We start from the raw sequence: 13,603 nt of genomic DNA on the forward strand, positions 1-13,603 counted from the left end.
AAGTAGTTGGAGGATCTCTTCCTGCGAGGATAGGACGTCGCAATGCAAACGAAAAGTTACCAGAAATGGTAGCTTTTTTTTTGCAAAAAAATTGGAAATGATGCTCTTTATTATTGGGGATTATATGAGAACATCTGAAATCGGTAGACTAATTCAAGTTAAACAAAACAGAAAATTAGAGGCACCTTATCAAAACATCGGGTTAGCGATTGAAGAAAATATTTGTCAGCGATGTGTAAGTCAAATTGATGAACGTTGGCAATTACCAAGTGGCATAAGCTATTGTTGGAATTGTGCGATAGTAGGACGTTTAACAGAACAAGATACTTTGGGAACACTTAATAGAGGTATTCATGATCGATTTGAGAGGCCAAGCGGCTATTATACTTGGTACGGTCAATTAACTGAAGTGCAAAGCAGATTAGTCGCGAAAATAATAGATGGATTGCAAATTGGAAAAGACCAATTACTTCACGCTGTAACAGGCGCGGGGAAGACGGAAATGATTTATCCCATCTTAAAAAAATATCTGGATTTAGATTATAGAGTGGCATATGTATCACCACGGATAGAAGTCATTCGAGAATTAGCGCCACGCATTATGACCTACTTTCACATCGAATACGCGATGCTTCATGGCGAAGTAAAAGACAATAAGCTATGGACACAGTTGCTCTTTGCAACCACACATCAAATGTATAAATTCTATCGAGCATTTGATTTAATCATTGTGGATGAGGCTGATGCTTTCCCATTTAAAGAAAATCGATCATTATGGTATGCATTGGCACAAGCACGAAGTGACAAGAGTCGCATTATCTATATGACAGCTACACTAAGCAAAGATTTAAAATGGTTAATCAAAATGAAACAAGTACAATTACAACAATTACTTTTGCGATATCACGGATTTGAGATCCCAAATTTGCAGTTAATCTTGATTCAAAATGATTGGCGTCAACAGCTTCCGCAGCACATGATACGTCAATTACAGAAACATAGTGGCCCTTGGTTAATTTTCGTACCAAGAATTGCAGACTTAGACGCGATTGCACAACAGGTTGAAAAGTGCTTACCACATTGTCGAATACGGTGTATATCGTCACAAACGGACAAAAGAGAAGGGATTGTTGATGAACTAAAGCAAAATAAGATTGATATTATTTGTACGACAATTATTTTAGAACGTGGAATAACCATTTCGAATGTCCAAATTATCATTTTAGATGGTGATGAAGGAATATATACTGACGAATCCTTAATTCAAATAGCTGGACGTAGCGGTCGTGATGCACGCTACCCACATGGAAATATTTTTGTTTACTGTTTTGAACGGACGAAGCAATTAATGAAAGTGATAGAAGCAATTGATCAACTTAACGCAAAGTGATGCATGTCTATTATGTAGTGATTTAATGGAAAACTGGCTTCAATTGGATTTGAGAATGGTCCTAAGGAATCGTTTAATATGTGTGACATGCCAAAATAAATTTCAGCGAATTACCGGTTTTCAATGTATGGCATGTGGTCGGAAAATGCAGGATGAGTCAATTTGTGATGAATGTTTGAGATGGCAAAATACTAGTAGCGTAGCGGTTAATCATGTAGCCTTGTACGAATATAATGACATGATGCGCAAATTTTTCCAATGCTACAAGTTTATGGGCGGTTATCACTTTGCTGAAATTTTTAAAAAAGAAATGATGTTACATATTAGGCAATTGAAGCCTGATGTGATTGTGCCAATACCGGTGCACGAGTGCACATTCAATGAACGTGGATTTAATCAAGTTGAAGGTTTACTAGTTGGGTATACGCGATTACTTAAAAAAGCAGAAGCTAATAAAGCACAAAGTCTGAAAACACGTGCGAAACGTTTAAATGTAGAGAATCCATTCACGGTTAATTTAGACTTAAATGTTCAAAATAATGTCAAAATTTGTATTGTGGATGATGTATATACGACTGGCGCAACTTTACATCATGCATACAATAGTTTGTATACAGCAGGATATACAAATGTGTGTTCAATAACTTTGGCAAGGGCTTAAAGCAAGCTTTAGAAATTTGAATTAAACAAATGAATCATGATAAAATAGTTGTACTAAATATCATTCGGTATGTAGTAAATTCATTGTCAAACCTCCCGAGGTTAGATAGGAGACATATTATGTTAGATTATCAAATTCGTGGTTTAAATTTTGAAATTACAGAAGCAATCGATGCTTACGTTAAGAAGCGTCTTTCACGCCTTGAAAAGTATTTAGAGGATGACCAAACTTATGTGGTACGTGTGAAGTTAAGCAGCCAAAAGAGTGATCGTAGCTTTAAGGCTGAAGTAACAGTGCAACTACCAGATTTAGTTTTACGTGCCGAAGACGCTGAAGAAGACTTGTATGCAGCAATTGACTTTGTTGCTGACAAGCTAGAACGTCAAATTAAGAAGTACAAGACAAAGATTAACCGTAAGTTGCGTAAGCAAGGAATTGCTGACTTGCATGAAGTCGAAAGTGATATTCCTGCAGATACAGCTGATAGCGATGATGAATTAGAAATTGTCCGTAAGAAGACAGTTGAGTTAAAGCCAATGGATCCAGAAGAGGCTGTGCTTCAAATGGAATTGTTGGGACATGATTTTTATATCTTTATGAATGCTGAAAATGATTTGCCTGCCGCTGTTTATAAGCGTCATGATGGCAAGTACGCATTACTTGATACAGATAACTAAATTAAACGTAAATGATTACGCCTCACCAAATTAGGTGAGGTTTTTTTGTAAAAATCAGTTGATGTTTTGTCTTTATTTCTGACATCATAATACGAGTGAGTACGGTATAATAGATAGACAATAAAAAAATAGAGGAAATAATTATGAAAAAGACATTTGTAACACCACAACAATACGCAATGAAAGTTGCAGAAATTGCCCAATTGACTGAAGATACTGGTGAAAAGACTTCACCATTTTTTGACCGTTTAGATGCAGCGTTGAGTGATGATAAGCTTGCTGACATGTCTAAGGAAGATTTCCAAGAAATTGCCACTGCTTTTGATGACGCAGTTGATGTTTATCAAGATGCTTCAGCTAACTTGGCGGCCATTAAGGCACCTGCTCGTGTATTAGGTATGCATAAGTCATTGGTACAATCATACAAGGACTATGCTGATGCAACGCAGGAAATGGCAGATGCTTTGCAAGTTGAAAAGCATGCCGTTGATATGGAACAATTCCGTGATTCAGAAGCGAAGCAAAACGATTTAATTGTTAAATTTGGAACGCAATTGCGTCGCGTGATGATGTCAGCAATGTAAGGTTCAGTAAAAATGCCAGAAGATATAAATACAAGAGTTGCAAAAGAATTGGCCTTGCCTTTAAAAAAGGTAACGGCTGTCCAAGGTTTGTTGGACGAAGGAAATACGGTGCCTTTCATTGCGCGTTATCGTAAGGAAGCTACTGGAAATTTGGATGAAGTGCAAATTCGAGATGTACAAACCGTGGCTAAGCGTCTTCAGGAATTAGATGCACGTAAACAAACGGTTGAAAAAGCCATTCGTGAACAAAATGCATGGACGCCGGCATTAGAACATGCTTTAGCCGATGCGACTGCGATGCAGGCGGTTGAAGATATTTATTTGCCTTATAAGCAAAAACGTCGCACAAAGGCGACTATCGCGAAAGAAGCGGGACTGATGCCATTGGCAAAACTTGTTCAGCAATTCCCAGGGGCCGAATTAAAGGACCGTATTGGCGATTTTGTCGCTCCTGACACAGGATTGGCTGATGAACAAGCCGTATTAAGTGGTGTTCACGAAATTTTTGCGGAGGTTATTGGTGAAAATGCAGGACTTAAAGATTGGGTCCGAACTTACACCGAAAAGAACGGGCATTTAACGTCTAAATTAAAGCGTGGTGCCAAGGATAAAGATCCGCAGAAAGTATACGAATTATACTATGAATACGATATGCCAATTAAAAAGGTCGCGAACCATCAAATGTTGGCGATGCATCGTGGTGAAAAAGAAGGTGTTTTGTCTTCAAGTATTACCGTCGATGTTGATGCGGTTGAACGTTTCTTGAAGTTCCGTTTGGTTGGACAACATACGGGATTTGCTGCTGACATCCTAACTGATGCTGCATCCGATGCATATAAGCGTTTTATTGGTCCGGCCATTGAACGTGAATTTAAAAAGAATTTGTTTGAACGTGCATCAAATGAAGCTATTAAAGTATTTGGACAAAACTTATATCACTTGCTAATGGCGGCGCCATTAAAGGGTAATGTTGTGTTGGGATTTGATCCAGGTATTCGTACAGGTTCTAAGCTTGCCGTTGTTGATGAAAATGGTAAGTTTTTGGCAAAAAGTGTGATATATCCACACAAAGCCCCAAAGTATGATCCAAAAGCAGCACGTGAAACAATTATTGATTTGGTAAAACGCTATGATGTCTCGATTGTTGCGATTGGAAATGGAACCGCTAGTCGTGAATCACAACAATTTATTGCTGACATTATTAAGAATGATTTACCAGCATTAAAGTACGTGGTTGTAAACGAGGCCGGAGCTTCAGTTTATTCGGCAAGTGATTTAGCGCGAGCAGAGTTCCCAGAATTACAAGTTGAGCAACGTTCAGCAATTTCAATTGCGCGTCGTTTGCAAGATCCAATGGCAGAATTAATTAAAATTGATCCACAAGCAGTTGGTGTCGGGCAATATCAACATGATTTGCCAGAAAAAGAAATGTCAAACGAAGTTGATGCTGTTTTGGAAACTGCGGTTAATCAAGTTGGTGTGAACTTAAATACGGCATCCCCACAATTGTTAACCCATATTGCGGGACTAAATAACACGATTGCGCATAATATTGTGGCTTATCGTGATGAAAATGGTCAATTTGCCTCACGAACAGAGCTTAAAAAAGTGCCAAAACTTGGCGCCAAAGCATTTGAACAAGCGGCTGGTTTCTTACGAATTCCAGGGGCAAAAAACGTCTTAGATAATACCGATATTCACCCAGAATCTTATGCGATTGCGAAATCTGTTTTGAAAATGGAACAGGTTCAGCCTGGAAGTGATGCTAAAGCGAAGCTATCTCAAGTCAACGTTAAAGCCTTAGCGGACGAATTAACGGTTGGTTTACCAACCTTGCAAGACGTAATCGAATCATTAGGAAATCCTGGACGTGATTTGCGTGATGCGGAGCCAGGCGCAATTTTGCGTTCTGATGTGTTGAGTCTTAACGATTTGCAAATCGGTATGAAGCTTCAAGGAACTGTTCGAAATGTGGTTGATTTTGGAGCTTTTGTTGATATTGGTGTGCACGAAGATGGACTTGTGCATATTTCACGTCTAGCCAAGAAGCGGATTTCGGATCCGCATCAAGTGGTCGCGGTTGGTGATATTGTTGATGTGTGGGTCGTTAAGGTGGATAAACAACGTCAACGCATTGAACTCACGATGGTTGAACCAAATTTGGACAATCAATAAGGTTCTTTTAATTAATTCATGTATAATGAAATTAAAATAACTGTTAGAGAGGTGGAAATCAGATGTCATTATTAGAAGGTTTAGGAAAGATTGTTGCTGGGACTGGTGATATTGTTAACTGGGCTGGAAGCATGTTGCAAGAAGGTGGCGAATACTTAGGTAAGCCAGAAGCCAAGGATGAAATCAAGGCAAAGACTAAGAGTACTGCTAACAACGTTAAAGACACTGTTGTCGATACAGCGCAAACTGTGACACATAGTGCTAGTGACTGGGGTAAGCAATTTGCTAATATGGTTGATTCAGGTTTGAAGAGTTCAAGTGATAATGACGATATTGTTGTCGATTATCCTGATGTTACGCCAGCGCCTGCTGAAAAGAAGCCTGTTGTTGTAGAAATTTTAACACCACATCCATTAAAGCAAGATAAGTAACATGGTCGAGACTTGCGTTATGGACGCAGTTTTGCTATGATATTTCATGGTAGTTTTACCATGAAGTTGCGGTCGTGGCGGAATTGGTAGACGCGCAGGATTAAGGATCCTGTGGTAGGTAATACCGTGCGGGTTCGATTCCCGCCGACCGCATCTAAGCAAGAGTTGTTCCCTTTGAGGAATGACTCTTTTTTTATTAAAGAAAAAATGTGTTAATATGTAAGAAAGAAAGCAGGTACGAAAGGAGGGACTAAAATGGCACAATGTTGTGGTTGTTGCGAACAAGCAGTTGAGCCGATGCAAACGCAGGCAGCGGTTACAGTAGAAATGATGAACATCGATGGCAGTTCTCGCGAAGATTTGTCATCAGACTCAGTAGAAACATTACCAGAACCCTCCGATAAACCTCCGTGACGATTCTAACTTTTTTGTAAATTGAACGAGTTAGAAAGAGGTATAAAAATGAATATGAAGAATCAACACGAGCACGAAGAGATGCAACATGACATGAGTGGCATGAACCACGAGCATATGGGGCATGAACATGAAGGTATGCAACATGACATGGATGGTATGAACCACGAGCATATGGGTCATGATATGGCCGGTATGGATCATGGTGATATGATGATGCACGGTGGGCATATGATGCATATGGGCAATATGAAGCAGAAACTATGGGTATCGATTATTCTAACGATTCCGATTGTGATTCTGTCACCAATGATGGGGATGAACTTGCCCTTCACAGTTACCGGTATACCGGGACAAAATTGGTTGGTCTTGCTTTTGGGAACGGTGCTATTTTTCTATGGCGGGCAACCATTCTTTAGTGGCGCCCGGGGTGAATTGGCAGCTAAAAAGCCGGCGATGATGACATTAATTACGCTCGGAATTACGGTGGCCTATTTTTATAGCGTTTATGCAACGGTTATGAATGCCTTAAATCCAAGCGCGCATATTATGGACTTCTTCTGGGAATTGGCGTCGTTAATTGTCATTATGCTGATTGGGCATATTGTCGAAATGAATACGGTGATGCAAGCTGGCTCAGCGGTCGATGCCTTGGCACAGTTAGTGCCTAAGTCAGCCCATCGTCAAGCGCATGATGGTAGCATCACAGATGTTGCGATTGATGCTTTGAATAATGGAGATTTGCTTTTAGTTAAGGAAAATGAAAGCGTCCCAGCAGATGGGATTGTTGTTTCCGGTACACCGGTTTTGGATGAGTCGCTATTGACGGGGGAGTCCGCTGGTGTGGCGAAAAAACAGCATGATACTGTCGTGGGTGGTTCGCAAAATGGAAACAGTAGTTTTACCATGCAAGTCACACAGACTGAACAAGGCGGTTTCTTGGCCCAAGTTCAGGCATTGGTTGCCAATGCACAAAATCATAAATCAGATGCTGAAAATTTGGCGGATAAAGTTGCCGGTTGGTTATTCTATGCTGCAACAGCGATTGCGATTATTGCACTAGTTGTTTGGACAATGACGCGTGGATTCACGTATGCCTTGCCAATTGTTGTAACGGTCTTAATTATTGCTTGTCCACATGCACTTGGTTTAGCAATTCCGTTAGTTGCTTCACGTATGACGGGATTAGCTGCTCAAAATGGTTTGTTAATTCAAAATCGAAATGCATTGGAATCAATTAATGATGTGAAATATGTCTTAATGGACAAAACGGGGACGTTAACCGAAGGGCAATTTAAAGTGCAACAGGTGGTGATGTTTAATCAACACTACCAACAACAAGATGTGTTGACTTTAGCAGCAGCGCTAGAACAAGGTAGTACGCATCCCTTGGCCACTGGGATTGTCGCAGCGGCTGGAACAAGTGAACTACCAAAAGTCACGCAATTTGAAAATATTCCGGGTACAGGTGTCACAGGAATCATTAATCAGCAACAAGTTGCCATTGTGAATAAACAACATTTAGTTGATCACGACTTGGCTTTTGATGCGACTGCTTATCAAGCCCAAGCAGAACAAGGTTATAGTGTGAGCTTTGTGTTAATTGAACAACAAGTGGTTGCCTTAATTGCACAAGGTGATGCAATCAAGGCTGGAACTGATGCCTTTATTCATGAATTAAAAAGCATGGACTATACACCAGTTATGTTAACCGGTGATAATCAGCATGCAGCCAAAAAAGTGGCTGAGATGCTGGGCATTGAACATGTTCATGCTGAATTGAAACCGGATGATAAAATTGACTTTGTGAAGCAATATCAACAAAATGCGGGTGTGATGATGGTTGGGGATGGTGTGAATGATTCTCCAGCATTAGCACAGGCCACAATCGGTGTTGCAATTGGAGCTGGGACGGATGTTGCCATTAGTGCAGCTGATGTGATTTTGGTTAATTCAAAGCCAACTGACATTTTGAATTTGATTAAATTAGCACGAAATACACGCAAAAAGATGATTGAAAATCTATGGTGGGGAGCTGGCTATAATGTGTTAGCTTTGCCACTAGCTGCGGGAATTTTAATTCCTTGGGGCATTAAGCTTGATCCAATGGTGGGAGCTATTTTGATGTCAATTTCAACGATTGTTGTTGCGATAAATGCCATGACTTTAAAAATTAAATAATGAAAACCACTCTTTGTGCATAATGAAGAGTGGTTTTTTAGTTATTTCCTTAAAATGATGGTAGAATGTACTAAGGACAGGCGCGATAAGGTAATATTTTATTTAAAATAAGTGTTGACAGTCACTTAGCTAAAGTGTAATATATATTATTGTTGATGGAGGGTTACCCAAGTCTGGTTTAAGGGAACGATTTCTTTTGAGATTGTAGGTCGGGAAACCGGCGCGTGTGGTTCAAATCCCACACCCTCCTTTTTATTATCGCGGGTTGGAGCAGTCTGGTAGCTCGTCGGGCCCATAACCCGAAGGTCGTAGGTTCAAATCCTGCACCCGCAATTTATGGAGAATTACCCAAGTCTGGCTGAAGGGAACGGTCTTGAAAACCGTCAGGTCGGGAAACCGGCGCGTGGGTTCGAATCCCACATTCTCCTTAATTGATAACCGTGTCCTGCTTTTGGTAGGGTGCGGTTTTTTTAATTATTCAGAAATTTGAGGTAGACGTCCATGCGACAAATACATTATACGTGGTTTGCAATTTTGGCATTTCTAGTAGCATTGGGTTCAGCCTTACTCATGCCCGTTTTATGGGGGTGGGATGTCGCTGTCTCGCTTAATCAACCAGACATCTTAATTTATTTATTGCTTGGTGCCGGGGGCATTGTGTTGCTCGCTGATTTATTGATGGCGTGGCAAGCATTTATGCATCAGAGAAAACAAGGTTATTCAAGTCTATGGGTGCCAATTCTCGGACAGACGTCCCTATATTTGCTGACCATTTGGGTTTACTTTGTGCCGATCCATGCGAATGCATTACGGACATTAACATTACCAATCACAATGTTAGGCATTGGCTTATTATTTTTAACCCTTAACTGGAGTCAAAAAGCGGAAAGACAAGCTCCGGCTTCACCCGCAATGTATAAGTCAGCACGTCGTTTATCATGGTTGAGTGTTATTTTGGCCGCCTATGGACTTTTGTTCTTTGGTATTACCTGGGATTGGCAAATTGGATTAGTCGTTGCAACAGCATCACTCTTAATCATTGATCCACGATGGCCATTGATTGTGGCAGCACAGCGCCGGTTTGAAGCAATTGACCGTTTGAAAGAATCAGATGTCAAGATACATCATCCTGAAGTGCTTGATCATGTAAAGGAAATCAAACAGGCATTGATGGAGAAGACAGGTGTGCTAACCAGCCCACAATTGACCGTATATAATGTTTATAGTATTAATGATGAGTATAGTGACCAAGATGTTCTAGCCATTATGGCTGGATTGGAGCAAGAAATTGGTGGTCCCTATGCCCAAGCCATGTTAACTTATAGTCAAAGTCAGGGTGTATACCCAACACAAGCAACTGATGCTTCATATTTACCATTAGTTGGTGTTAAGGGCTCAGTCCAGGGTGCTGATTACGAACTTGTGTCAGCAACATATGCGACACGAAACCAATATGAATTTAAGCGTCAATGGTTGAATGAAATCGTTGAATTAGGAAATTCAGTGAGTTTGTTAATCCAGGATAAGCGGGCAATTGGGGTTGTCGCTTTTGGGGCACCGTTGATTCGTTCTTTGACGGATACAGATAAATTCTTTGTTGGTGAAAAAATTAGTACGAAAATTGCAAGTAGTGATACAAAGGGATCATTGATTCGCGTTCAAGAAATGATGCAAAGCCTTGAAGAAAGTAAAGGTGGCTTAGCGGTTAATGAGAAGGTTCGTTGGCAAAAGCAATGGGCTTTAGAAGCACCAGCCGTTTTGGTCACAAATCAGCCGGTACCAACTGATGTAAAGCCAGAGTTGGTGGTTAGTTTTCTTGACCAACCAGCAGAAGTCGATATCACAATCACGAAATTAAGTGAAATTAAAGATATCTGGCAAACAGCCAAAAAATTAAATCAAATTGATCATGGCAGTTTAGTGCTTTGGCAAACGGTTTTGATTATTTTGATTGTGTTGGCTGCAGGTCTAGAAATTTTTATTAACATGACGAATTCTATGATTCTGTTTGTACCAATATTTACCATTTTTGTGCGTGCGTTAATTACAACCGTTTTGAAATATTGGTTAAAATAAATTAAAAATGAGGACTGATTTCACTTGTGAAATCAGTCTTTTTTACATGGTTAATACCTGTCAGTTTAATTGACAGAAAGCGCTTGAGAGACTAAAATAATACTAGTGCACATGCACAGATTAAACTATGATCAGGACTTCCTGTGAAATAGACGGGAGATATGAGATGAGTATTATTTTAATAATTCTTGTGTCGCTTGTCGCAATCGTAATTGGGGGCGGATGTGGTTATAAGTATGCTGAGAGTAAAATCAATCAGCATCTCACAGAAGCTCATAAAAATGCAACAGACATTACGCATCAAGCTGAAATTAAGGCAGAACAAGCTAAGAAATCTGCCATTGTTGAAGCACGTGATGAAAGCCAACGTTACCAAGATCGTATCGAAAATGAACTACAACAACGCCGTGGCGAAGTTAAAGCTCAAGAAGATCGTGTGGTAAGTCGTGAGTCTGTATTGGATCGAAAGGATGCTTCTTTACAAAAGCGTGAAGAAGTTATCGCAGAGAAGGAAAAGAAACTAGACCAGCAACGTCAGAGCGTCAATGATAAGATGCAACGGGCGGATGCATTACTTGATGCACGCGAAGACAAATTGGTGGAAGTTGCACAACTTTCACGTGACGATGCTAAATCACAAATTTTGGCAGAGACAAAAGAAGGTTTGATTTCAGAGCGTGCTGTGATGATTAAGGAAAGCGATGCCCAAGCATCAGCTGAAGCGGATAAGCGTGCCAAGAGTTTGGTCGTTGATGCGATTCAGCGTTCAGCAGCCGACATGGTTGCTGAATCTACGGTGTCAGTGGTGAGCTTACCAAACGATGATATGAAGGGTCGTATTATTGGTCGTGAAGGCCGTAATATTCGTGCACTTGAAACAGTGACTGGAATCGATGTGATTATCGATGATACACCAGAAGCGGTCGTTTTGAGTGGATATGATCCAATTCGTCGTGAAATCGCCAAAAATGCTTTGGAGAAGTTAATTGCGGACGGACGTATTCATCCAGCTCGAATTGAAGAGATGGTTGAGAAGTCACGTAAGGAAATGGATGAACATATTCGTGAAGTCGGAGAACAAGCAGTCTTTGATCTTGGTATTCACAATATGCATCCAGACTTAGTCAAAACAGTTGGTCGTCTAAATTATCGTACAAGTTACGGTCAAAATGTTCTTGTCCATTCAATCGAGGTTGCAAAACTAACTGGTCTGTTGGCGGCTGAGTTAGGTGAAGATGTTACGCTTGCTAAGCGCGCAGGGTTACTCCACGATATTGGTAAGGCAGTGGATCACGATGTGGATGGTTCACACGTTGAATTAGGAGTAGAGATTGCTTCTAAGTATCATGAACGTGATGAAGTTGTGAATGCGATTGCATCACACCACGGTGATGTCGAACCAGAAAGTGTAATTGCGGAACTTGTAGCGGCGGCAGATTCTATTTCTGCTGCACGTCCAGGAGCCCGTTCTGAATCTCTTGAAAATTATGTACAACGTTTGAAGCAATTGGAAGCAATTGCTAATGGCTTTAGTGGTGTTGAAAAATCATTTGCCATCCAAGCTGGACGTGAAGTACGTGTTGTTGTTGAACCAGCTGTTATCTCTGATTTGGAAGCAACAGTTTTGTCACACGACATTGCTCAAGAAATTGAAAAAGAACTGGATTACCCAGGACATATTAAAGTTACAGTTATTCGTGAATCACGCTCAGTGGAGTACGCTAAATAAATGTATTAAAAAACACATTCAAATTGGATGTGTTTTTTTTTGTCCCAAAAGGCAAGTTGATTTCGTTAGTATGTTGTACGCGTACAACAATATTAAAAGGATGGATGAAATCAATGAAATTAAAGCAACCTGCTGCAGTCATGCGTGTTCAATATATTGGATCAAACAATAGTTTGGATGCTACCAATACTGAGTTAGTGGAACCAGTCGTACGGCGAGTATTTGCACGTCCGAATACAAGTTCTGATGAATTACATAATTTGGGACGGATTTTTGAACAGCTTGGACAAGAGCGATATGTCCATCAAATTGTGACCACGAAGCAATATTTAGTTAAATAAGGAGATGTGTATGCAATATTTAAATATTCACTTTACGATTGGTCCAGACAATGCTAAGAAGATAGTGACGTGGAAATTAAAGAATGTCACAGCACATCCAGCCCCTGAGAAAGTCAAAGAGGCATTGCGGATGTTAGCAAAGTGTCAATGGATTACCGACAGTAAGGGCGTCATGCTATGGCCCGATGTTACACAAGTTTCAGCTGAGTATATTAGTACACAGGCATCAGAGCCTGTTAAATTTGAAGTGTAACTTTTTTTGACATCGATGTGCAAATTTGAATTGGTGTGTTTTTTCTCACTAAATTAAGATATAATAGAGTTATTCAAAATGTTGTAGAGTTAATTATAAAAAAATTATTTGAGACATCTGCAAGATAAAAAAGGACCTCCATTCGCGCTGGAGGTCTTTTTTTATGACCAAAATGAGTCAGATGCATCGGTAGAGGTCTGACAAAATTGAAATATGAGGGCGGTAGAATTTAATGACGGAATTAGTTGCTTTTAAACCATTAGTTGGGGGTGTTTTAAAAGTAAACGGTTTGACCCGAAGTCATCCCCAGTATGATGATTACTTTCAAGAATTAATGTTAATCTTATGGGAAAGATCGGCGAACGAACCAGATTTGGCACCGACACATAACACACAGTTATTTCGTTTTCTTTTGTGGCGGTTAAAAGATATGCAACGTAAGGAATGGTTACAGCAATCACGATGTCAGTTAAAGCAAGAGGTTGATGCTGGATTTTGTGAAGATGTTTATATGGGGATGTGGTATGCATTAAAACAGCAATTACCACTTTCCTTACAACCAATTTATCAACATGTGTTAGATTATCCAGATCTAACTTTGCAAGCGCGTAGTCGCCAATTAGCGGTGAATCGCAAGACTTTACGGCGCAGACTAGATATGATTGGCCGGTATATCAAATAAAAAAAGGTG

The 13,603-nt window shown here is 40.1% G+C and carries 12 protein-coding genes and 4 tRNA genes; all 16 read left to right on the forward strand.

Translation table 11 applies throughout. The features are described 5' to 3' along the window. On the forward strand, nucleotides 1-1,390 hold a 1,390-nt coding region (locus tag IV67_RS06405; protein WP_083486697.1), incomplete at its 5' end, for a DEAD/DEAH box helicase. 313 nt (nucleotides 1,391-1,703) lie between these two features. Continuing rightward, a complete protein-coding gene (locus IV67_RS06410; RefSeq protein ID WP_236698266.1) occupies nucleotides 1,704-2,051 on the forward strand; it encodes a ComF family protein in 348 nt (115 codons plus the stop codon). Between the two features lie 119 nt (nucleotides 2,052-2,170). Beyond that, on the forward strand, nucleotides 2,171-2,728 hold the full coding sequence (gene hpf, locus IV67_RS06415) for a ribosome hibernation-promoting factor, HPF/YfiA family (protein WP_057788281.1): 558 nt from the start codon (nucleotides 2,171-2,173) through the stop codon (nucleotides 2,726-2,728). Nucleotides 2,729-2,871: 143 nt separating this feature from the next. Continuing rightward, entirely contained in the window at nucleotides 2,872-3,312 is a 441-nt protein-coding gene (locus IV67_RS06420) for a hypothetical protein (RefSeq protein ID WP_057788283.1), read from the forward strand. Between the two features lie 12 nt (nucleotides 3,313-3,324). After that, a complete protein-coding gene (locus IV67_RS06425) occupies nucleotides 3,325-5,487 on the forward strand; it encodes a Tex family protein (RefSeq protein WP_057788286.1) in 2,163 nt (720 codons plus the stop codon). A 62-nt stretch (nucleotides 5,488-5,549) separates the two neighbouring features. Continuing rightward, nucleotides 5,550-5,918, forward strand: coding sequence for a hypothetical protein (locus IV67_RS06430; RefSeq protein WP_057788288.1), 369 nt, complete (start codon nucleotides 5,550-5,552; stop codon nucleotides 5,916-5,918). Between the two features lie 68 nt (nucleotides 5,919-5,986). Beyond that, nucleotides 5,987-6,071, forward strand: a tRNA-Leu gene (locus tag IV67_RS06435). A gap of 309 nt (nucleotides 6,072-6,380) precedes the next feature. Further along, nucleotides 6,381-8,513, forward strand: a complete 2,133-nt coding sequence (locus IV67_RS06440; protein WP_275453010.1) for a copper-translocating P-type ATPase — start codon at nucleotides 6,381-6,383, stop codon at nucleotides 8,511-8,513. Nucleotides 8,514-8,670: 157 nt separating this feature from the next. Further along, nucleotides 8,671-8,763 (forward strand) — tRNA-OTHER (locus IV67_RS09295). A gap of 9 nt (nucleotides 8,764-8,772) precedes the next feature. Further along, nucleotides 8,773-8,846: transfer RNA gene (locus tag IV67_RS06445), tRNA-Met, on the forward strand. A 5-nt stretch (nucleotides 8,847-8,851) separates the two neighbouring features. Continuing rightward, nucleotides 8,852-8,941: transfer RNA gene (locus tag IV67_RS06450), tRNA-Ser, on the forward strand. 73 nt (nucleotides 8,942-9,014) lie between these two features. Next, on the forward strand, nucleotides 9,015-10,589 hold the full coding sequence (locus IV67_RS06455; RefSeq protein WP_057788290.1) for an HAD family hydrolase: 1,575 nt from the start codon (nucleotides 9,015-9,017) through the stop codon (nucleotides 10,587-10,589). Between the two features lie 166 nt (nucleotides 10,590-10,755). Continuing rightward, nucleotides 10,756-12,318, forward strand: a complete 1,563-nt coding sequence (gene rny, locus IV67_RS06460) for a ribonuclease Y (protein ID WP_057788292.1) — start codon at nucleotides 10,756-10,758, stop codon at nucleotides 12,316-12,318. A gap of 113 nt (nucleotides 12,319-12,431) precedes the next feature. Continuing rightward, complete coding sequence (locus IV67_RS06465) at nucleotides 12,432-12,659, forward strand: hypothetical protein (RefSeq protein WP_057788293.1); 228 nt, start codon at nucleotides 12,432-12,434, stop codon at nucleotides 12,657-12,659. A gap of 10 nt (nucleotides 12,660-12,669) precedes the next feature. Next, on the forward strand, nucleotides 12,670-12,912 hold the full coding sequence (locus IV67_RS06470) for a hypothetical protein (protein WP_057788295.1): 243 nt from the start codon (nucleotides 12,670-12,672) through the stop codon (nucleotides 12,910-12,912). Between the two features lie 232 nt (nucleotides 12,913-13,144). Continuing rightward, the gene (locus tag IV67_RS06475) at nucleotides 13,145-13,594 is read left to right on the forward strand and encodes a hypothetical protein (protein WP_057788297.1); all 450 of its coding nucleotides are present in this window, start codon (nucleotides 13,145-13,147) and stop codon (nucleotides 13,592-13,594) included. Nucleotides 13,595-13,603 lie beyond the last annotated feature (9 nt).

Source organism: Weissella minor, from assembly GCF_001437425.1.
Classification (GTDB): Bacteria; Bacillota; Bacilli; order Lactobacillales; family Lactobacillaceae; genus Weissella; species Weissella minor.